Annotated in this window: 24 protein-coding genes; 23 read left to right on the top strand and 1 reads right to left on the bottom strand. The window is 64.4% G+C overall.

The window, feature by feature from the left end; genetic code table 11:
* Positions 1-61 precede the first annotated feature (61 nt).
* Positions 62-580 carry a TlpA family protein disulfide reductase gene (locus SP6_RS15645; RefSeq protein WP_007404180.1) on the bottom strand — a complete coding sequence of 173 codons (519 nt, stop codon included), beginning with the start codon at positions 578-580 and terminating at the stop codon, positions 62-64.
* A 117-nt stretch (positions 581-697) separates the two neighbouring features.
* Between SP6_RS15645 and SP6_RS15640 the strand changes: the two genes are divergently transcribed.
* From SP6_RS15640 to nuoN, 23 genes are all read left to right on the top strand, one after another.
* Complete coding sequence (locus SP6_RS15640) at positions 698-928, top strand: ribbon-helix-helix protein, CopG family (protein WP_037567981.1); 231 nt, start codon at positions 698-700, stop codon at positions 926-928.
* Positions 925-1,251 carry a type II toxin-antitoxin system PemK/MazF family toxin gene (locus SP6_RS15635; RefSeq protein WP_007404066.1) on the top strand — a complete coding sequence of 109 codons (327 nt, stop codon included), beginning with the start codon at positions 925-927 and terminating at the stop codon, positions 1,249-1,251. Before SP6_RS15640 ends, SP6_RS15635 begins: the two co-directional genes overlap by 4 nt.
* Positions 1,252-1,290: 39 nt before the next feature.
* The gene (locus tag SP6_RS15630) at positions 1,291-2,199 is read left to right on the top strand and encodes a class I fructose-bisphosphate aldolase (protein ID WP_007404069.1); all 909 of its coding nucleotides are present in this window, start codon (positions 1,291-1,293) and stop codon (positions 2,197-2,199) included.
* 102 nt (positions 2,200-2,301) lie between these two features.
* Positions 2,302-2,988, top strand: a complete 687-nt coding sequence (gene thiE / locus SP6_RS15625) for a thiamine phosphate synthase (protein WP_007404178.1) — start codon at positions 2,302-2,304, stop codon at positions 2,986-2,988.
* Between the two features lie 252 nt (positions 2,989-3,240).
* Entirely contained in the window at positions 3,241-3,459 is a 219-nt protein-coding gene (locus SP6_RS15620) for a hypothetical protein (RefSeq protein ID WP_007404203.1), read from the top strand.
* Positions 3,456-4,067, top strand: a complete 612-nt coding sequence (locus tag SP6_RS15615) for a M23 family metallopeptidase (RefSeq protein WP_007403962.1) — start codon at positions 3,456-3,458, stop codon at positions 4,065-4,067. Before SP6_RS15620 ends, SP6_RS15615 begins: the two co-directional genes overlap by 4 nt.
* A 72-nt stretch (positions 4,068-4,139) precedes the next feature.
* Positions 4,140-4,703 carry an elongation factor P gene (efp, locus tag SP6_RS15610; protein ID WP_007403968.1) on the top strand — a complete coding sequence of 188 codons (564 nt, stop codon included), beginning with the start codon at positions 4,140-4,142 and terminating at the stop codon, positions 4,701-4,703.
* A 127-nt stretch (positions 4,704-4,830) separates the two neighbouring features.
* Positions 4,831-5,643 (top strand): inositol monophosphatase family protein, encoded by an 813-nt coding sequence (locus SP6_RS15605; protein WP_007404243.1) that lies wholly within the window; start codon positions 4,831-4,833, stop codon positions 5,641-5,643.
* A gap of 197 nt (positions 5,644-5,840) precedes the next feature.
* On the top strand, positions 5,841-6,215 hold the full coding sequence (ndhC, locus tag SP6_RS15600) for an NADH-quinone oxidoreductase subunit A (RefSeq protein ID WP_007404103.1): 375 nt from the start codon (positions 5,841-5,843) through the stop codon (positions 6,213-6,215).
* Positions 6,206-6,790 (top strand): NuoB/complex I 20 kDa subunit family protein, encoded by a 585-nt coding sequence (locus SP6_RS15595; protein ID WP_007404146.1) that lies wholly within the window; start codon positions 6,206-6,208, stop codon positions 6,788-6,790. Before ndhC ends, SP6_RS15595 begins: the two co-directional genes overlap by 10 nt.
* On the top strand, positions 6,787-7,623 hold the full coding sequence (locus SP6_RS15590; RefSeq protein WP_037567978.1) for an NADH-quinone oxidoreductase subunit C: 837 nt from the start codon (positions 6,787-6,789) through the stop codon (positions 7,621-7,623). Before SP6_RS15595 ends, SP6_RS15590 begins: the two co-directional genes overlap by 4 nt.
* Positions 7,620-8,855 carry an NADH-quinone oxidoreductase subunit D gene (locus SP6_RS15585; RefSeq protein WP_037567976.1) on the top strand — a complete coding sequence of 412 codons (1,236 nt, stop codon included), beginning with the start codon at positions 7,620-7,622 and terminating at the stop codon, positions 8,853-8,855. Before SP6_RS15590 ends, SP6_RS15585 begins: the two co-directional genes overlap by 4 nt.
* The gene (locus SP6_RS15580; RefSeq protein ID WP_037567974.1) at positions 8,855-9,067 is read left to right on the top strand and encodes a superinfection immunity protein; all 213 of its coding nucleotides are present in this window, start codon (positions 8,855-8,857) and stop codon (positions 9,065-9,067) included. The genes SP6_RS15585 and SP6_RS15580 overlap by 1 nt, the downstream gene beginning before the upstream one ends.
* Positions 9,067-9,741, top strand: a complete 675-nt coding sequence (locus tag SP6_RS15575) for a complex I 24 kDa subunit family protein (protein ID WP_007404027.1) — start codon at positions 9,067-9,069, stop codon at positions 9,739-9,741. The genes SP6_RS15580 and SP6_RS15575 overlap by 1 nt, the downstream gene beginning before the upstream one ends.
* Entirely contained in the window at positions 9,741-11,051 is a 1,311-nt protein-coding gene (nuoF, locus tag SP6_RS15570) for an NADH-quinone oxidoreductase subunit NuoF (protein ID WP_007404054.1), read from the top strand. Before SP6_RS15575 ends, nuoF begins: the two co-directional genes overlap by 1 nt.
* Positions 11,051-13,069: an NADH-quinone oxidoreductase subunit NuoG gene (gene nuoG / locus SP6_RS15565; RefSeq protein WP_007404201.1), complete on the top strand. Its 2,019-nt coding sequence runs from the start codon at positions 11,051-11,053 to the stop codon at positions 13,067-13,069. Before nuoF ends, nuoG begins: the two co-directional genes overlap by 1 nt.
* Positions 13,066-14,121 carry an NADH-quinone oxidoreductase subunit NuoH gene (nuoH, locus tag SP6_RS15560; RefSeq protein WP_007403957.1) on the top strand — a complete coding sequence of 352 codons (1,056 nt, stop codon included), beginning with the start codon at positions 13,066-13,068 and terminating at the stop codon, positions 14,119-14,121. Before nuoG ends, nuoH begins: the two co-directional genes overlap by 4 nt.
* Positions 14,118-14,603 carry an NADH-quinone oxidoreductase subunit NuoI gene (gene nuoI, locus SP6_RS15555; RefSeq protein WP_007403979.1) on the top strand — a complete coding sequence of 162 codons (486 nt, stop codon included), beginning with the start codon at positions 14,118-14,120 and terminating at the stop codon, positions 14,601-14,603. Before nuoH ends, nuoI begins: the two co-directional genes overlap by 4 nt.
* Before the next feature lie 49 nt (positions 14,604-14,652).
* Positions 14,653-15,264 (top strand): NADH-quinone oxidoreductase subunit J, encoded by a 612-nt coding sequence (locus SP6_RS15550; RefSeq protein WP_007404217.1) that lies wholly within the window; start codon positions 14,653-14,655, stop codon positions 15,262-15,264.
* The gene (nuoK, locus tag SP6_RS15545; protein WP_007404079.1) at positions 15,261-15,569 is read left to right on the top strand and encodes an NADH-quinone oxidoreductase subunit NuoK; all 309 of its coding nucleotides are present in this window, start codon (positions 15,261-15,263) and stop codon (positions 15,567-15,569) included. Before SP6_RS15550 ends, nuoK begins: the two co-directional genes overlap by 4 nt.
* Positions 15,570-15,574: 5 nt before the next feature.
* Complete coding sequence (gene nuoL / locus SP6_RS15540; RefSeq protein WP_007404125.1) at positions 15,575-17,695, top strand: NADH-quinone oxidoreductase subunit L; 2,121 nt, start codon at positions 15,575-15,577, stop codon at positions 17,693-17,695.
* A 7-nt stretch (positions 17,696-17,702) separates the two neighbouring features.
* The gene (locus SP6_RS15535) at positions 17,703-19,253 is read left to right on the top strand and encodes an NADH-quinone oxidoreductase subunit M (protein WP_007404188.1); all 1,551 of its coding nucleotides are present in this window, start codon (positions 17,703-17,705) and stop codon (positions 19,251-19,253) included.
* Entirely contained in the window at positions 19,253-20,713 is a 1,461-nt protein-coding gene (gene nuoN, locus SP6_RS15530) for an NADH-quinone oxidoreductase subunit NuoN (protein ID WP_007404220.1), read from the top strand. The genes SP6_RS15535 and nuoN overlap by 1 nt, the downstream gene beginning before the upstream one ends.
* The last annotated feature ends 4 nt before the right edge of the window (positions 20,714-20,717 follow it).

Here is a 20,717-nt window from a genome sequence, read left to right as displayed (position 1 = left end):
CGTGACACCCCTCCGTCAGGCCTATGGCCTGCCACCTCTCCTTACAGGGGGGAAAAGAAGGTCAGGACCCCGTCGCCGCTGGCGGCGGGGTTTCCTTCAACAGTGGCACCAGCAGCCGGTTGAGATCGTCGATATCGAATGCCGCCGCCTGGGCGTAGCGAACGCGGCCCGCCCGATCGATGATATAGTTGGTCGGCACCGCGCCCAGCGTTGCATAGGGGCCCTTGATCCTCCGCGCCGAGGGAATGGCCATCGCGGCGAACAGCGGTTTCAGCTGGTACAGAGGCAGGGAATCCTCCGTCACCACCGCGAACACCTTCAGGCCGTGCTTGCCCTGAATGCGGTAATATTGGTCGAGCAGCGGCAGCTCGGCCCTACACGGCCCGCACCACGTAGCCCAGAAATTGAGCACGACGACCTGACCCCGCAGATCGGCCAGCCGAACATGCGTGCCGTCGATCAGCGTCAGATCGAAATCGGGCGCCGTCTCACCGACCTTCGGCCCGGATTTGGCCGCTACGGATGATGCGACAGGCGACAATGCCAGCGCGGCGGCCAGCGCCCAACGAAACCACGTCATCCCTATAACCCCATCTGCCCCAATGCAGGATGATCCCCGGCCCATCGGCGGGTCAAGAGCGCTTGATCCCAATGGTACGACTTGCTAGGTTAAACGCGTTAAACGAAGGAAGTGGCAATGCTCGGCGTCCGCCTCGATACCGAATTGGAAGAGCGACTGGCGGCCGTCGCGCGCACACAAGGGCGCAGCAAGAGTGATATCGCCCGCGAGGCCGTGCGCCGCTATGTCGATCTGCACGACGAGGCCTATCGCCGCGAAGCCCGCCGCCAGTCGACCCGCGCGTCGAAGCGCGACACGCCCGAGGATTTCGCGTTCTGGAACAGGCTGGCCAAGGAGGCGGAAGCGTGAAGATTTCGCACGCCGCCATCGTCCTGGCGACGACCGGCGAGGGGAACGATCACCGTCCCTTCCTGGTTGTTCAGTCGGACCTCTACAACGAGACGCACAACACCATCACCGTCTGCCCGATGACCTCGGTCGTGGGCGGCGAGGCGTTGTTCCGCGTCGCCTTTTCCCCGCGCGAGCATACCGGCCTGACCGTCGAGTGCGAGGTGCAGGTCGACAAGATTCTGTCCATTCCCCGCAACAGCATCGTCAAGATCCTGGGCCATGCTTCCCCCACCCGCATGGAGCAGGTCGATCAGGCGCTTCGCCGCTGGCTGATGCTCTGACCGCCGTTTCGAACCCCATATCCAATCCGGAGAGAATTCATGACCCCGACCGTGAAAGCCATTCTCGACAAATATGAAGGAACGCCGGCGGCCGTGAAGGCCAATCTGGCGCGCATCCTGATGCAGGGGCGGCTGGGCGGCACCGGCAAGCTGATCATCCTGCCGGTCGATCAGGGGTTCGAGCACGGCCCGGCGCGCAGCTTCGCGGTCAACCCGCCGGCCTATGACCCGCATTACCATTTCCAGCTCGCCATTGATGCCGGGCTCTCGGCCTATGCCGCGCCGCTGGGCATGCTGGAGGCGGGCGCGGACACCTTCGCGGGCCAGATCCCGACCATTTTGAAGATCAACAGCTCGAACAGCTGGGGCACCTCGATCACCCAGGCGGTGACCGGCAGCGTGCAGGACGCAGTGCGGCTGGGCTGCGCGGCGATCGGCTTCACCATCTATCCGGGCTCGGACGGCATTTTCGACGCGATGGACCAGATCGCGATCCTGTCGGCCGAAGCGCGCGAGGCGGGGCTCGCCACCGTCATCTGGAGCTATCCGCGCGGCGGCAAGCTGACCAAGGACGGCGAACTGGCGCTCGACGTCGGCGCCTATGCCGCGCACATGGCGGCGCTGCTCGGCGCCCACATCATCAAGGTGAAGCTGCCGACCGACCATATCGAACAGGCCGAGGCCAAGAAGGCCTATGAGGGCACCGACTGGTCCAACCAGGCCGACCGGGTGCGCCATGTCGTCCAGTCGAGCTTCGCGGGCCGTCGCATCGTCGTCTTCTCGGGCGGCGCGGCCAAGGGGGCGGACGCCGTCTATCAGGATGCGCGCGACATTCGCGACGGTGGCGGCAATGGCTCGATCATCGGCCGCAACACATTCCAGCGTCCGCGCGACGAGGCGCTGGCGATGCTCGATAAGCTGATCGCGATCTACAAGAACGAAGAATAAGTTCTTGTGGGTGTGGGCGTTCCGGTTGGGGAACCGGGACGCCCATTCTACATCCGCCCGGCATAGGTGACGGGCGACGCGTCAGGCGCTAGGGAAAGCGGCATGACGCTTGATGACGATCCCCTGGGCCCCCTCGATCCGCAATTCGCCGATGCCTTTGTCCGCGATATGCGACGTCCGCCCTGCCAGCTTTACCTGATCTCGCCGCTCGAAGTAGGCGGAGACTTTCCCGACCGGCTGGCGCGCGCGCTCGATGCCGGGCCCGTCGCGGCCTTTCAGTTCCGCGTGAAGGACATGGATCAGCATGCGGCCGCCAAGCTGGCAGAGCCGCTCCAGCGCATCTGTGCCGATCGTGAGGTAGCCTTCATCGTCAACGACAGCATCAGCCTGGCCAAGCGACTGGGTGCGGATGGCGTGCATCTGGGGCAAGAGGACGGCGATGCGCGGGAAGCGCGCGATGTGCTGGGGCCATCGGTGCAGATCGGTGTGACCTGTCACGACAGCCGCCATCTGGCGATGGAAGCGGGGGAGGCGGGGGCCGACTATGTCGCGTTCGGCGCCTTTTATCCGACCACGACCAAGGAAACGAAGCACCGGGCCGAGCCGGTGGTTCTGTCCTGGTGGTCGACCTTGTTCGAGCTCCCCTGCGTGGCGATCGGCGGGATCACCCCGGCCAATGCGGCACCGTTGGTGAAGGCCGGGGCGGACTTCCTGGCCGCGTCCGGCGCGGTGTGGAATGGCGACGAAGCCGCGGCGGTGAAGGCGTTTGCTGAGGTTTTGAAGGTCTGATTCAGCCTGCACGACCCCAGCGAAAGCCGGGGCCCCAGGTGCCCTACCGCTTCCGGTCTGCTCGTCGATCGCGTTGGAGGAAAAGCGGGCAGGACGAGATGCGCTTCCCCCGTCCGCCAAACCACATCCGCCTCCACGTCATAACGGGGTCGCCGGGGTGTCGCATAAAGGGCAATCCGTTGCGCTCCGGAAACAAGCGCCTTTCGCCTGCGTTGATCTACCAAGGTGGCAAAAGGCGGGAAGGAGCGGCGCATGAACAAATTGGCGATGGCCATGGGTGGCGGCATCGCTTTGGCGCTGGTGGCGGTGGCCACGCATCCTTCGCCGGCCCCGGCGCAGGGTGCACCGGATACGCGTTATGCGCTGTCGCGACCTGCGGCGCGCGGCATGGACGGGGCTAAGCCTATCGATCGTTCGGCGCCGCAAGCAAGGGATGCCAGGATCGGCAATCTGCTGGTGACGCCGGAATGACGCGCAAGCGGGGAACGGGCCCGCTATCGCGTTTCGGCTGGGTCATGCTGGGGCTGATCGTGGTCGCGGTCGGCGGCTTTCTATCGATGCTATCCTTTGGGCCCGGCGAGGTCGTCGTGCCCGATGTCGCCGCGCCGACCGTGCAAGCGGCTGCGGGAAGCTCGGCCGCCCTGGCCATGCCGATCGCCAACTATCCCGCGGCATCGCTCCACCATGACTGGGGCGATCCGCGCGAGGGCGGCCAGCGCAAACATCAGGGCATCGACCTCATCGCGCCCTCGGGCACGCCGGTCGTTGCGGCGCTCCCCGGCACGGTCGAGAAGTTGTTCGACAGCGATCGCGGCGGGCATACCATCTATATCCGGTCTTTTGATCGCCGCTGGAGCCTCTATTATGCGCACTTGAAAGGCTATGCGCCTGGCCTGACCGAGGGGCAGCGCGTGCGGCAGGGGCAGGTGGTCGGCTATGTCGGCGATACGGGCAATGCGGGAGCGGGCAACACGCATCTGCATTTCGCGGTCAGTTGGATGCGCGCCGGCGACCGCTGGTGGCAGGGCGAGCCGGTCGATCCCTATCCGCTGCTTGCCGGAAAGACCGCTTCGAGCTAAAGCGGCCGACACGGACCGCCGGGCCGCTTCATGCCCCGGCATCCTTCGCTCTTTCCAGCAGGTTGAAGACCCATGAAGATCAGCGGCGTGGACATTCGTCCCGGCAACATCATCGAGTATGAAGGCGGCATCTGGCGCGCCGTGAAGATTCAGCACACCCAGCCCGGCAAGGGCGGTGCGTATATGCAGGTCGAGATGAAGAACCTCATCGACGGCCGCAAGACGAACGTCCGCTTCCGCTCCGCCGAGACGGTCGAGCGCGTTCGCCTGGATACCAAGGACTTCCAGTTCCTGTTCGCCGAGGGTGACGACCTGACCTTCATGGACAAGGAAAGTTACGAGCAGATCACGCTGCCGCGCGACCTGCTGGGCGATGCCGCCGCGTTCCTGCAGGACGGCATGGACGTCGTGATGGAACTGCACGAGGAAAAGCCGATCTCGGTCCAGCTTCCCGACCAGATCGAAGCGACGATCGTCGAGGCCGACGCCGTGGTGAAGGGGCAGACCGCCTCGTCCTCGTACAAGCCCGCCATCCTCGACAATGGCGTCCGCGTGATGGTGCCGCCGCACATCGCCAGCGGCACGCGCATCGTGGTCGATGTGTACGAACAGACCTACGTCCGCCGCGCGGACTAATCGGTATCGGCGGATGACCGGCGCGATTTAAGCGCGACACCGTCATCCGCCGTCCCGGCCCGTCGTTCGCGGCGGGCCTTTTCACTTCCAGCGCCCGAGATGCAGAGGCGCGACCGAAAGGACGATCATGGCCTCGCACTCCGGGCTTCTCACCATCATGGAACGCGCCGCGCGCAAGGCCGCCCCGCGTCTCCGCCGCGACTTCAACGAGGTTCAGCACCTCCAGGTCAGCCGCAAGGGGCCCGCCGACTTCGTGTCGATGGCCGACAAGCGCGCCGAAGAGACCGTCTTCGAGGAACTGAAGAAGGCGCGTCCCGACTGGAATTTCCTCATGGAGGAGGGTGGCGAGATCAAGGGCGATCCGTCCAAGCCGCGTTTCATCATCGACCCGCTCGACGGCACCTCGAACTTCCTGCACGGCATCCCGCACTTCGCCATCTCGATCGCGGTCGAGGAGCCGCTGGCGAACGGCAAGCGTGAGGTGACGACGGGCCTGATCTATCAGCCGCTGACCGATGAGAGCTTCTGGGCCGAGAAGGGCCGGGGCGCGTGGTTGCAGGACGGCCGCCTGCGCGTGTCGTCGCGCCGCGATCTTTCCGAGGCGCTGATTGCGACCGGCATTCCTTTTTTGGGTCATGGCGATTTCGTTCAGTGGAGCCGCATTTTCGGTGCGATCGCGCCGCAGGTCGCCGGTATCCGCCGCTTCGGTTCGGCCGCGCTCGATCTCGCCTGGGTGGCGGCGGGCCGGTATGATGGCTTCTGGGAGTCGGGGCTGAAGCCCTGGGACGCGGCGGCCGGCATGCTGCTGGTGCGAGAAGCCGGTGGTTTCGTCAGCGATTTCCGGGGCAGCGACAAGTCGCTCGACCGCGGCGAGTATCTGGCCGCCAATGAGGGCCTGCATTCCAAGCTGCACAAGCTGCTGGCGAACGCGCTCCGTTAAGGTTTTTTGAGGGATTTCGAGCGCGATGGCGGATCGCCATTGCGCTCAAGCCCCTCAGATACCATCTGAAATCCTGTCGGATAGGATGAATGGCGCGGTTCATTTGCGATTCATTCTCATAGCTCCGCTGGCTTGCTCCAGCCGACCCATCGGCCTAAAGCCATCCGCATCCAGTTCCGCATCTGCGAGAGAAAAACTTGGTCGATCTGTCGCAATATCTGCCGATCCTCCTGTTCCTGGGCGTTGCCCTGGCACTGTCGACGGCCTTCGTGTTTCTGCCGATGCTCGTCGCGCGCCTGACCGGTGCGCACCAGCCCAACGAGCAGAAGCTGTCCGAATATGAATGCGGCTTCCCCGCGTTCGAAGACCCGCGCAGCCAGTTCGACGTGCGTTTCTACCTCGTCGCGATCCTGTTCATCATCTTCGATCTGGAAGCGGCATTTCTGTACCCCTGGGCGGTCAGTGTGTTCAGCATTGGCTGGGTCGCCTGGATTTCGATGATGATCTTCATCGGCGAGCTCGCGCTGGGTCTCGTCTATGCGTGGAAGAAGGGAGCGTTGGATTGGGAGTAAATCTTCACTCCGGTCCGGTTGAGTTCAAGCCGCAGGCCCATGGCGGAGCCGTCCATGATGGCCAGGCCGTCATTCAGCCCGATCAGGGCTTTTTCGATGGGCTGAACGGCGAGCTGACCGACAAGGGCTTCCTCGTCACCTCGACCGAGGAGCTTTTCCAGTGGGCGCGCACCGGCTCGCTCTGGTGGATGACCTTTGGTCTGGCGTGCTGCGCGGTGGAGATGATCCACGTCAACATGCCGCGCTATGACATGGAGCGCTTCGGCGCTGCGCCGCGTGCGTCGCCGCGCCAGTCGGACGTGATGATCGTCGCGGGTACGCTGTGCAACAAGATGGCCCCGGCTCTGCGTCGCGTGTACGATCAGATGTCGAACCCGAAATACGTCATCTCGATGGGCAGCTGCGCCAATGGTGGCGGCTATTACCATTATAGCTATTCGGTGGTGCGCGGCTGTGATCGGATCGTGCCGGTGGACATCTATGTCCCAGGCTGTCCGCCGACCGCCGAGGCGCTGCTGTACGGCGTGATGCAGTTGCAGCGGAAGATCCGTCGCGCCGGGAGCATCGAACGGTGAGGGCGCCTGCTCCCCGTTTCGCCGCGAACGACGGCGTGATCGATGCGGCTCGCGCCGCGCTCGGCCCCTGGCTGGTCGACGCGCGCGAGCATGTCGGCGAGGTCGCGCTGGTCGTCGACCGGGTGAACCTGGTTCCTGCGATGATTGCGCTGCGTGATACCAAGGGGCTGGAATATCAGCAGCTCATGGAAATCGCGGGCGTCGACTATCCCGAACGCGACGAGCGTTTCGAGGTGGTCTATTGCCTCCTCTCGCTGACCCGCAACCACCGCCTGCATGTCCATGTCTGCACCGACGAGGACAAGCCGGTGCCGTCGGTGACCGGGCTGTGGCCCGTCGCGGGCTGGCTGGAGCGCGAGGTCTATGACCTGTACGGCGTCCTGTTCTCGGGCAATAGCGACCTGCGTCGCATCCTGACCGACTATGGCTTTCGCGGCCATCCGCTGCGCAAGGACTTCCCGCTGACCGGCTATACCGAGCTGCGTTATTCGGAAGAGGAAAAGCGGGTCGTCTATGAGCCGGTGAAGCTGGCGCAGGACTTCCGCAATTTCGACTTCCAGAGCCCGTGGGAAGGCGCCGAGTACGTCCTGCCGGGCGACGAGAAGGGCGCGCAGCCGCAGGGCAAGGGTGCGCAGACTCCGGCGAGTGCGGATGCGGTGAAGAAGGCCGATGCGGCGCCCGACAAGACGGCCGCCGCCAACGCGCCCGAGACCAAGACCACCGAAAGCTCCAAGCAGACGGGCGCGGGCGAACCGCATCCGGGCAACAAGGCCGAGGGCAAGCCCAACGATCCGGACGTCGTGCCGAGCAAGGGCGGAGGACAGAATCAGTGAGCGACTACGTCGACGAACTGCTCCACAAGACGGACGATGCCGACCCGACCACGGGTGACGTGTCGATCCAGAACTATACGATCAACTTCGGCCCGCAGCATCCGGCGGCGCACGGCGTGCTTCGCCTCGTCATGGAGCTGGACGGCGAAATCGTCGAACGCGTCGATCCGCATGTCGGCCTGCTGCATCGCGGCACCGAGAAGCTGATCGAATACAAGACCTATGCGCAGGCGCTGCCCTACTTCGATCGCCTCGACTATTGCTCGCCGATGTGCATGGAGCATAGCTATGTGCTCGCGGTCGAGAAGCTGCTCGACCTCGAAGTGCCGCTGCGCGCGCAATATCTGCGGACGTTCTTCGCCGAGCTGACGCGTATTTCGAACCACATGCTCAATCTGGGCAGTCATGTGATGGACGTCGGCGCGATGACGCCGAACCTGTGGATGTTCGAAATCCGCGAAGACTGCATGAACTTCTATGAGCGGGCTTCGGGCGCGCGCATGCATGCGAATTATTTCCGTGTCGGCGGCGTCCACCAGGACGTGCCGCTCAAGCTGCTGACCGATATCGCCGACTGGCTCGATACGCGTCTGCCGCAGCTATTCGAGGATGCGATCGGCCTGGTGTCGAACAACCGCATCTTCAAGCAGCGCAACGTCGATATCGCGGTGGTCAACCGCGAGGATGCGATCAAGTGGGGCTTCTCGGGCCCGATGATCCGCGGCTCGGGCATTCCGTGGGACCTGCGCAAGTCGCAGCCCTATGACGCCTATGACAAGGTGGATTTCGACGTGCCAGTGGGCACCAGCGGCGACTGCTATGACCGGTTCATGGTGCGCGTCGAGGAAGTGCGCCAGTCGGCCCGGATCATGAAGCAGTGCCTGGCGCAGATGCCCGAAGGTCCGGTGCTCGCCACCGATCGCAAGGTCACGCCGCCCAAGCGCGCCGAGATGAAGCGCTCGATGGAAGCGCTGATCCACCACTTCAAGCTCTATACCGAAGGGTATCACGTCCCCGCCGGTGAGGTGTATGTCGCGACCGAAAGCCCCAAGGGCGAATTCGGCGTGTATCTCGTCTCCGACGGATCGAACAAACCCTATCGCTGCAAGATCCGCCCGACCGCGTTCAGCCATCTGCAGGCCATGGAATTCATGTCCAAGGGCCACATGCTGGCCGACACGACCGCGATCCTGGGCGCGATGGACATCGTTTTTGGGGAGTGCGATCGCTGATGGGATCGTTCAGCCTGGTCCACATACTGATACTCCTGGTCACGTTGCCGATCGGGTTCCTGCCCTCGATCGTGGCGGCGGCTCGGATGCATCCCCGGATGCTGTGGATCCTGCTGGTGAATATCTTTCTGGCTTGGACTTTTGTCGGGTGGATCGGTGCGCTCGTGTGGAGCCTCCTGCCGATCTCTCGTAGCAGAGTTGATGAACTGTAATGGCTGAAGCACCCAACATTCCCGATGAGGCGGAAGTTCGTGCCCGCTGGGGCAATTTCGCCTGGACCGACGAGAACCAGCGCAAGGCGAACGAGATCCTCGCGCGCTATCCGAAGGGTCGCGAGCAGTCGTGCTCGATCCCGTTCCTCGATCTGGCGCAGCGCCAGGTGGGGGCGGAGACGCAGACGCAAGGCTGGCTGCCGGTCCCGGTGATCGAGTTCGTCGCGCGTCAGCTCGGCGTCGCCTATATGCGCATCTACGAGGTCGCGACCTTCTATACGATGTTCAACCTCGCGCCGGTCGGCCGCTATCACGTTCAGGTGTGCGGCACGACGCCTTGCATGCTGCGCGGGTCGGACGACGTGCTGGCGGCGTGCAAGAACAAGGGCCTGATCAAGGGCAAGACGACGCCCGACGGCCTGTTCACGCTGACCGAGGTCGAGTGCATGGGCAATTGCGCCTCCGCGCCGATGGTGCAGATCAACGACGACAATTTCGAGGATCTGGATTACGACCGCACGGTCACGATCCTGGAAGCGCTGGCCCGGGGCGAGAGCCCCAAGACCGGCACGCAGGAGCCGGGTCGCCACACGGTCGAGCCGCTGGGCGGTCCGACCACGCTGACCGCCATGGTCGGCGACAATCACGACTATCGCGGGGAGTGGGGCGCATAATGCTCGCTGACAAGGACCGCATTTTCACCAATCTCTACGGCTATCAGCCGTGGAACGTCGACGCGGCGATGAAGCGCGGCGATTGGGACAATACCAAGGCGCTGCTCGAGCTGGGCCAGGACAAGATCATCGACGTCATCAAGGCGTCGGGTCTGCGCGGGCGCGGCGGTGCGGGCTTCCCGACCGGTATGAAGTGGAGCTTCATGCCAAAGGAACCGCGCCCCGACCGGCCGAGCTTCCTGGTCATCAACGCCGACGAGTCCGAGCCCGGTTCGTGCAAGGACCGCGAGATCATCCGCCACGATCCGCACAAGCTGATCGAGGGCGCGCTGGTCGCGGGCTTCGCGATGCGCGCGCGGGCGGCCTATATATATATTCGCGGCGAATATATCCGCGAGGCCGAGACGCTGTTCGCGGCGGTCGCCGAAGCGTACGACCGGGGCTTCCTGGGCAAGAATGCCTGCGGCTCGGGTTATGACTTCGACGTCTTCGTCCATCGCGGTGCGGGCGCCTATATCTGCGGCGAAGAGACCGCGATGATCGAAAGCCTGGAGGGCAAGAAGGGCCAGCCGCGCCTCAAGCCGCCTTTCCCGGCTGGTGCGGGCCTTTATGGCTGCCCGACCACGGTCAACAACGTCGAGTCGATCGCGGTCGCGCCGACGATCCTGCGGCGCGGGGCCGAGTGGTTCTCCTCCTTTGGGCGCGAGAACAACAAGGGTACCAAGCTCTTCCAGATTTCCGGCCATGTCGATCGCCCCTGCGTGGTCGAGGAAAGCATGTCGATCAGCTTTCGCGAGCTGATCGAGCGGCATTGCGGCGGTATCCGTGGCGGCTGGGACAATCTGCTCGCGGTGATCCCGGGCGGCTCGTCGGTGCCTTTGGTGCCCGCCGCCGAGATCATGGACGCGCCGATGGACTTCGACGGCCTGAAGGCGGTCGGATCGGGCCTCGGCACGGCGGCGGTCATTGTCATGGACAAGTCGACCGACATCGTCCGGGCGATCAGCCGCCTGTCCTATTTCTACAAGCATGAGAGCTGCGGCCAGTGCACGCCGTGCCGTGAAGGCACCGGCTGGATGTGGCGCGTGATGGAGCGGATGCGTACCGGCGATGCCGACGTCTCCGAGATCGACACGCTGTTCCAGGTGACGAAGCAGGTCGAAGGCCACACCATCTGCGCGCTGGGCGACGCGGCGGCCTGGCCGATCCAGGGCTTGATCCGCCACTTCCGCCCGGAGATGGAACGCCGCATTCGCGAACGCAAAGGCGAGACGGGCGGCAACGCCCCGATGATGGAAGCTGCCGAATAATGCCTAAGGTCAAAGTCGACGGCGTCGAGATCGAGGTGCCCCAGGGCGCCACCGTGCTGCAGGCCTGCGAGCTTGCGGGCAAGGAAATCCCGCGCTTCTGCTATCATGAGCGGCTGTCCATCGCGGGCAATTGCCGCATGTGCCTGGTCGAGGTGAAGCCTGGGCCCCCCAAGCCGCAGGCGTCGTGCGCGCTTCCGGCGGCGGACAATCAGGAAATCTTCACCACCACCCCGATGGTGAAGGCCGCGCGCGAAGGCGTGATGGAATTCCTGCTCATCAACCACCCGCTAGACTGCCCGATCTGCGATCAGGGCGGCGAGTGCGACCTGCAGGACCAGTCCATGGCCTATGGCAAGGGCCATAGCCGCTATGACGAGAACAAGCGGGCCGTCACCGAGAAATATATGGGTCCGATCGTCAAGACGGTCATGACCCGCTGCATCCAGTGCACCCGCTGCGTCCGCTTCGCCGAAGAGGTCGCGGGCGTGGAGGAAATCGGCGCGATCTATCGCGGCGAGAATATGCAGATCACCTCGTACCTCGAACATGCGGTTACGAGCGAACTGTCGGGCAATGTCGTCGACCTGTGTCCGGTGGGCGCGCTGACGTCCAAGCCCTATGCGTTCGAGGCGCGTCCCTGGGAGCTGAAGAAGACGCTCGCCATCGACGTGATGGACGCGGTCGGCACCAACATCCGCCTCGACAGCCGGGGTCGTCAGGTGCTGCGCTGCGTGCCGCGCATCAACGACGAGGTGAATGAGGAGTGGGCGAGCGACAAGACGCGTCACGCGATCGACGGCCTGGTCCGTCGTCGTCTCGACCGTCCGTTCATCCGCCGCGACGGCAAGCTGGTGCCCGCGACCTGGGACGAGGCGTTCGCCGCGATCCGTGACGTGAATGCCGGTTCGAGCGTCGCCGCCATCGCCGGTGATCTGGTCGATTGCGAGACGATGTTCGCCGCCAAGGCGCTGCTGGCGAAGATGGGCTCGACGTTGCTCGAGGGCCGTCAGACCGGCATGGACTATGACGTGTCGAGCCTGGCCGCGGTCAATTTCAACACGACCATCGCGGGCGTCGAGCGCGCCGATGCGATCCTGCTGATCGGCACCAATCTGCGCTGGGAAGCGCCGCTGGTGAACACCCGTATCCGCAAGGCGATCAAGAAGGGTGCCAAGGTCTTCGCGATCGGCCCCGAAACCGATCTGACCTACAAGGTCGAGTGGCTGGGTGCCGATCTGTCGGTGCTGGGCAACCTGCCCGACACGGTGGCCGAACTGTTCGGCAAGGCCGCCCGTCCGATGGTGATCGTCGGTGGCGCTGCACTGAAGGGCGCGCATGGCGCGAGCCTGAAGCTGGTCGACCAGTTCAATCTGGTGCGGACGCTGGAAGATGGCTCGGCCTGGAACGGCTATAATGTCGTCCACATGGCGGCCGCGCGCATGGGCGGCCTGATGCTCGGTTACGCGCAGAAGGGCGGCATCGCCGACGTGGTCGCGGCCGCGCCGAAGCTCGCCTTCTTCCTGGGCGCCGACGAGGTCGACTTCGCCAAGTTCGGCAGCAGCTTCAAGGTGTTCGTCGGCCATCATGGCGACAAGGGTGCGCATCATGCCGATGTCATCCTGCCGGGCGCGACCTATGCCGAGAAGTCGGGCACCTGGGTCAATCTGGAAGGCCGGGTGCAGCGCGGCGACCGTGCGGTGTTCGCACCGGGCGACGCGCGGGACGACTGGACGATCTTCCGCGCGCTGTCCGAAGTGCTCGGCCAGACCCTGAGCTTCGACACGCTGGACGAACTGCGCGCCGCGATGGCCGCAGAGGTTCCCGCGCTGGGCCAGGTCGGCCTCGTGACCTTCGATTGGGCCGCGCCGTCGCTGAACGCGACCGCGTCCGGCACGCTCGAGGGCTATCCGATCAAGGACTTCTACCTCACCAACGCGATCTGCCGCGCCAGCCCGACGATGCAGCGCTGCTCGGCCGAACTGGTCCATGGTGAGAGCTATGCGGAGGCAGCGGAGTGACCGCGTTTTTCAACACGACGCTCGGCCTTCCCTATGGCTGGGCCTGGACGATCGCGACGCTGGTCGGGATTCTGGCGATCGCCCTGCCGCTGATGCTGGCGGTGGCGATGGTCATCTATGTCGACCGCAAGATCTGGGCGGCGATGGCGCTGCGCCGTGGTCCGAACGTCGTCGGCCCCTTCGGTCTGCTCCAGTCGTTCGCCGACGGTCTGAAGGTCTTCCTGCAGGAAACCATCGTTCCGGCCGCCGCCAATCGCGGGCTGTTCCTGCTGGCGCCGATCATCACCTTCACGGTCGCGCTGATCGTCTGGGCGGTGGTGCCGTTCCAACCGGGCGTGGTCGTCGCCGACATCAATGTCGGCCTGCTCTATGTCCTCGCCGCCTCGTCGCTGGGCGTCTACGGCGTGATCCTGTCGGGCTGGGCATCGAACTCGAAATATCCCTTCTACTCGGCGCTTCGTGCGGCCGCGCAGATGGTGTCCTATGAAGTCGCGATCGGTTTCATCCTGATTTCTGTCGTGATGTGGGCGGGCAGCTTCAACCTGACCGACATCGTCGAGGCGCAGAAGAGCGTGCTGGGCATTCCGGTCAACGGCTTCTTCTTGAACCCGCTGCTGTTCCCGATGGCGGTGATGTTCTTCATCTCGGCGCTGGCCGAGACGCAGCGCGCGCCCTTCGACCTGACCGAAGCGGAGTCGGAGCTCGTCGCCGGCTACCAGACCGAATATAGCTCGATGTCGTTCGCGCTGTTCTGGCTGGGTGAGTATGCCAACGTCATCCTGATGTGCGCGCTGAACGCGATCCTGTTCTGGGGTGGCTATCTGCCGCCGCTGGACTGGGCGCCGCTTTACGCCGTGCCGGGCATCGTCTGGCTGCTGCTGAAGATGTGCTTCTTCTTCTTCGTGTTTTCCTGGGTGAAGGCGACCGTACCGCGCTACCGGTACGACCAGCTGATGCGGCTGGGCTGGAAGGTGTTCCTGCCGGTGTCGTTGTTCTGGGTATTCTTGGTGTCTGGCGTGCTGATGTATGCGCGCGTGGGAGTTCCGGCATGAGCGTCGCTCAGTACGTCAAGGCTTTTACGCTGTGGGAGTTCGTGAAGGGCCATGCGCTGACCCTTCGCTACTTCTTCAAGCCGAAGGCGACGATCAACTATCCGTACGAGAAGAACCCGATCTCTCCGCGCTTCCGGGGTGAGCACGCGCTGCGTCGCTATCCCAATGGCGAGGAGCGGTGCATCGCGTGCAAGCTGTGCGAGGCGATCTGCCCCGCCCAGGCGATCACGATCGAGGCGGAACCCCGCGACGACGGCAGTCGCCGCACGACGCGCTACGACATCGACATGACCAAGTGCATCTATTGCGGGCTGTGCCAGGAGGCTTGCCCCGTGGACGCCATCGTCGAGGGTCCGAACTTCGAATTTTCGACCGAGACCCGCGAAGAGCTGATCTACGACAAGTCGAAGTTGCTCGATAACGGTGACCGCTGGGAAAGCGCGATCGCGGCGAACCTTGCCGCCGATGCGCCGTACCGTTAAAGCCCGCGACCAACGGTTCGGGGCGGACAGAAAAGGGGCCTGACAGGCAGTGATACAGGCTATCGCCTTCTATATTTTCGCGACCGTGGTGATCGTGTCCGCAGGGCTCACGATCGCGTCGCGCAATCCGGTGCACTCGGTCATGTGGCTGATCCTGGCGTTCTTCAACGCCGCGGGCCTCATGGTGCTGTGCGGGGCCGAGTTCATCGCGATGCTGCTCGTCATCGTCTATGTGGGCGCGGTCGCGGTGCTGTTCCTCTTCGTCGTCATGATGCTCGATATCGAGGTCGCGGCGATGCGGGCGGGCTTTGCGCGCTACCTGCCGCTGGGCCTGGCGCTCGCGGTCGCGCTGCTGGCCGAGGTCATCATCGCGTTCCAGGCGTGGAGCGTCGGCGGCGTGCAATTGGCGGCCCGCGCGGCCCCGATCGCGCCGGAGGTGTCCAACATCCAGGCGATCGGCAACCTGCTGTACACGCGCTATCTGTTCATCTTCGAGGGTGCGGGTCTGGTCCTGCTCGTCGCGATGATCGGCGCGATCGTGCTCACGCATCGCAAGCGCGGCGGCGTCCGTCCGCAGAACATCGCCAAGCAGAATGCGCGGCAGCCGCATGAAGCGATCCGCAACATCAATCAGCCCATCGGGCAGGGGGTGGAACTGTGACGATCGGTCTCGTCCATTATCTGGTCGTCGCGGCGATCCTGTTCACCATGGGGGTGCTGGGTATCTTCCTCAACCGGAAGAACCTGATCGTCATCCTCATGGCGATCGAACTTATCCTGCTCGCCGTGAACCTGAACCTCGTCGCCTTCTCGGCCGCGCTTCAGGATCTGGTGGGTCAGGTCTTCGCCATGTTCGTGCTGACCGTGGCCGCCGGTGAATCGGCGATCGGTCTGGCGATCCTGGTCATCTATTTCCGTGGCCGCGGCACCATCGCGGTCGACGACGTCAACCGGATGAAGGGGTAATCGGGTTGATCCTCGCTATCGTCTTCCTGCCGTTGCTGGCCGCCGCCATTGCGGGGTTCGGCAACAAGGCCATCGGGAACGTGCCCGCCAAGGTCGTCACGACCGGCGCGCTGTTCATTTCCTGCGCGCTGTCATGGCCGATCTTCATCGGCTATCTGTCGGGCCATAGCGTCGCGACGGTCACGCCGGTGCTCCACTGGATCACCAGCGGCACCATGTCGGTCGACTGGGCGCTGCGCGTCGACTCGCTGACCGCGATCATGCTGGTGGTCATCACCAGCGTATCTGCACTCGTCCACCTCTATAGCTGGGGCTATATGAGCGAGGAGCCGGATCAGCCGCGCTTCTTCGCCTATCTCTGCCTCTTCACCTTCGCGATGCTGATGCTCGTGACGGCGGACAATCTGGTCCAGATGTTCTTCGGCTGGGAAGGCGTGGGTCTCGCGTCCTACCTGCTGATCGGCTTCTGGTTCCGCAAGCCTTCGGCCAATGCCGCCGCGATCAAGGCGTTCGTCGTCAACCGCGTCGGCGACCTCGGTTTCATGCTCGGCATCTTCGGCACCTTCCTGGTGTTCGGGACCGTCTCGATCCCGGCGATCCTGGCCGCCGCGCCGGGCATGGCGGGTTCGACCATCGGTTTCCTGGGCTATCGCTTCGACACGATGACCGTGCTCTGCCTGCTGCTGTTCGTCGGCGCGATGGGCAAGTCGGCGCAGCTCGGGCTCCACACCTGGCTGCCGGACGCGATGGAAGGCCCGACCCCGGTGTCGGCGCTGATCCACGCGGCGACCATGGTGACCGCCGGCGTGTTCATGGTGTGCCGCCTGTCGCCGATGTTTGAAACCTCGCCGACCGCACTGGGCGTGGTGACGGTGGTGGGTGCCTGCACCTGCTTCTTCGCCGCGACGATCGGTACGGTGCAGACCGACATCAAGCGTGTCATCGCCTATTCGACCTGTTCGCAGCTCGGTTACATGTTCTTCGCGGCAGGCGTCGGTGCCTATGGCGCAGCGATGTTCCACCTGTTCACGCACGCCTTCTTCAAGGCGCTGCTGTTCCTGGGGGCGGGCTCGGTGATCCATGCGATGCATCACGAGCAGGACATGCGGTATTATGGTGGTCTGCGTCGCCACATCCCGCTCACCTTCTGGGCGATGATGATGGGTACGCTGGCGATCACCGGCGTTGGTATCCCGGCTCTGTTCGGCAATCCGATGGCGTTCGGCTTCGCGGGCTTCCATTCGAAGGACGCGATCATCGAAGTCGCTTATGCCGGTGGTTCGGGCTTCGCCTTCTGGGCGGGCGTGATCGCCGCGCTGCTGACCAGCTTCTATTCGTGGCGCCTGATGTTCCTGACTTTCTGGGGCAAGCCGCGCTGGACCGGGTCGGAGCATATCCAGCACGCGCTGCACGACGCGCATGGCCACGGTCATGACGATCATGCCCATGCTCATGACGCGCATCATCATGACGAGGCGCATCACAACGTCGCCCATGCCGAAGACGCCGGTGACGAACCGAGCGTGCACGGTGCGGCGCACACCGATCTGCCGGAGGGCACCGGTGGCTATCACCCGCATGAGAGCCCGCTGGTCATGCTGATCCCGCTGATCGTCCTGTCGATCGGCGCGATCGCGGCGGGTTTCGTCTTCCACGGCTGGTTCATCGAGCCGGAATCAGGCGAGACCTATTGGAAGGGTGCGATCGCCTTCAACGAGCACCTGATGCACTCGATGCATGGCGTGCCGGTGTGGGTGAAGCTGTCGGCGACGGTGGTGATGCTGCTTGGTCTGCTGACCGCGTATCTGACCTATATCCGTGCACCGGAGTTCCCGGCCAAGTTCGCGGACGAGTTCCGCATCCTGTACCGCTTCCTCCTCAACAAATGGTATTTCGACGAGATCTACCATTTCCTCTTCGTGCGCCCCGCCTTCGCGATCGGCCGGTTCCTGTGGCACCGTGGCGACGAGAAGACGATCGACCGCTTCGGCCCCAACGGCGTTGCCTGGCTTATCCAGCAGGGCAGCAAGGGTGCGGCGCGCTTCCAGACGGGATATCTCTACAGCTATGCCTTCGTCATGTTGATCGGCCTGACCGCGGCCGTCACCTGGGCCATTTTGGGTTGATCGCGTGATGCAGGGCTTCCCGATCCTCTCCGTCATGCTGGCGGTCCCGGCTGTTGCCGCGATCGCCTGCCTTTTCCTCAACGCGAACGGCGCGCGCATGCTGGCGCTCGCCGCCACGCTGATCGACTTCGCCCTGGGCATCGTGCTCTGGACGCAGTTCGATGTCGGCGGCGCGCAGTGGCAGTTCGTCGAGCATGCCCCGGGCATCTTCGGCCCGTTCGGCTGGTCGCTCGGCATCGACGGCTTCGCGCTTCTGCTGATCATGCTCAGCGTGTTCCTGATGCCGATCTGCATCGGCGCCAGCTGGCGCGCGATCGACAAGCGGGTGCCCGAATATATGGGCCTGTTCCTGTTCACGGAGGTGCTGATGATCGGCACCTTCGCGGCGCAGGACCTGTTCCTCTTCTACGTCTTCTTCGAAGCCGGCCTGATCCCGATGTATCTGATCATCGGCATCTGGGGCGGGGCGAACCGCATCTACGCGTCGTACAAGTTCTTCCTGTACACGCTGCTCGGCTCGCTCCTCATGTTCGTCGCGATGCTGTATATGGCGCGCACGGCGGGCACGACCTCGATCCCGGCGCTGCTCGCCTATGACTTCCCGGCCTCGGTCCAGACCTGGTTGTGGATCGCCTTCTTCGCCTCGTTCGCGGTCAAGATGCCGATGTGGCCGGTCCACACCTGGCTTCCCGACGCGCACGTGCAGGCGCCGACGGCGGGTTCGGTCATCCTGGCAGGCGTGCTGCTGAAGCTGGGCGGCTATGGCTTCCTGCGCTTCCTGCTACCGATGTTCCCGGAGGCGAGCGGACAGCTGACTTGGTTGATCTTCGCGCTGTCGGCCGTCGCCGTGATCTACGCCTCGCTGGTCGCGCTGGTGCAGTCCGACATGAAGAAGCTGATCGCCTATTCGTCGGTGGCGCACATGGCGATCGTGACCATCGGTCTCTATGCCTTCAACCAGCAGGGCATCGAGGGCGCGATGATCATGATGCTCAGCCACGGTCTGGTGTCGGGCGCGCTCTTCCTGTGCGTCGGCGTCATCTATGACCGGCTGCACACCCGTGAGATCGCGCGCTACGGCGGGCTGTCGATCAACATGCCGAAATATGCCGTGCTGTTCCTGTTCTTCACCATGGCGTCGATCGGTCTGCCGGGTACCAGCGGCTTCGTCGCGGAGTTCCTGTCGCTGATGGGCACCTATCAGGTGTCGACCTGGACCGCGCTGCTGTGCACCACCGGCATCATCTTGGGTGCGGCATACATGCTCTATCTTTACCGGCGCGTCGCCTATGGCGAGATCAAGTCGGACGAGGTGGCGGCGATGCCCGACCTGTCGGCGCGCGAGCTATGGCTGCTCGCCCCGATCGCGGCGGTGACGCTGTGGATGGGTGTGTACCCGGAAAGCTTCCTGGCGCCGATGCGCAAGGACGTGACGATCCTGCTCCAGCGGATCGACCGGGCGAACCCGGGTTCGGACAGCCGTCCGACCGCCGGCAACCCCGCGCTCGCCACCACCCATGCCCCTGAGCACCAAGCTGCGCACGGGGAGGCGCACTGATGAGCTATTCGTTGAACCTTTTGATGGTCCTGCCCGAGCTGGTGTTGACCCTCGGCGCGATCGCGCTGATGCTCGTCGCCGCCTGGGGTGGAACCGCCTCCACCCGGGGCATCTCCATCGCGGCGGTGTTCGTGCTGGCGGGTGCCATGGTGGCGCTGACCGGTCCGGCGACTACCGGCGGCGTGGCGTTTGATGGCCTGTACCGAGCGGATAGCTTTGCCGGGTTCGCCAAGGTGCTGATCTATCTGGCGACCGCGGTCGCGATCATCATGGCGCCGCGCTTCTTCGCCCGTTCGCCGGGTGAGGATCTGCGTCCCGAATATCCGGTGCTGATGCTGCTTTCGGCGGTCGGCATGGGCATGATGGTGTCGGCGGGCGATCTGCTGACGCTCTATGTCGGTCTCGAACTGCAGAGCCTGTCGGCCTATGTGCTGGCGAGCTTCATGCGGCGCGACGGGCGTTCGGCCGAAGCGGGCCTGAAGTACTTCGTTCTCGGCGCGCTGGCGTCGGGCATCCTGCTTTACGGCATCTCGCTGGTCTACGGCTTCTCGGGTTCGACCGACTTCGCGCAGATCGCGGGTGCTTATGGTCGTGACGCAGTCATGGGCACGCGTTCGCTGGGGCTGATGTTCGGTCTGGTGTTCGTGTTCGCCGGCCTGGCGTTCAAGATGTCGGCGGTGCCGTTCCACATGTGGACCCCGGACGTCTACGAAGGCGCGCCGACCCCGGTGACCGCCTTCTTCGCTTCGGCCCCCAAGGTCGCGGCGATCGCGCTGGCGATCCGCGTCGCGGTCGAGGCCATGGGCTCGGCGGTGCAGCAGTGGCAGCAGATCGTGACCTTCGCCGCGCTGGCGTCGATCATCCTCGGCGCTGTGGCGGCGATCGGGCAGACCAACATCAAGCGGCTGCTGGCCTATTCATCGATCAACAATGTCGGCTTCGCGCTGATCGGTCTGGCGGCGGGTACGGCGCAGGGTGTCGCGGCGGTGCTGACCTACCTAACCATCTACGTCATCATGACGCTGGGTGCGTTCCTGATCGTGATCCGCATGCGCGACGAGAACGGCAATCCGCTCGAGTCGATCGCCAGCCTGTCGGGCCTGTCGCGGACGCGTCCGGCGCTGGCCTGGGCGATGGCGTTCTTCATGTTCTCGGTCGCGGGCATCCCGCCGCTTCTCGGCTTCTACGCCAAGTTCGCGGTGTTCAATGCGGCGGTCGCGGCGGGATTGTTCCCGCTGGCGGTGATCGGTGTCGTCGCCTCGGTGATCGGTGCCTATTATTACCTGCGCATCGTCAAGACGATGTTCTTCGACGAGCCGGCCGGAAGCTGGGCCAATGACGCCCAGCCGGTCGAGAGCGGCCTGATCGCGCTGTCGGCGCTGTTTGTCTCGCCGATCGGCTATCTGGCGATCCCGCTGCTCGGCGCCTGGTCGCTGGCCGCCGCTCGGGCGCTGTTCTGAGCCG

Source organism: Sphingomonas paucimobilis NBRC 13935 (genome assembly GCF_000739895.2).
Lineage (GTDB): Bacteria > Pseudomonadota > Alphaproteobacteria > Sphingomonadales > Sphingomonadaceae > Sphingomonas > Sphingomonas paucimobilis.
This window is presented reverse-complemented; position numbering and strand designations above follow the sequence as displayed.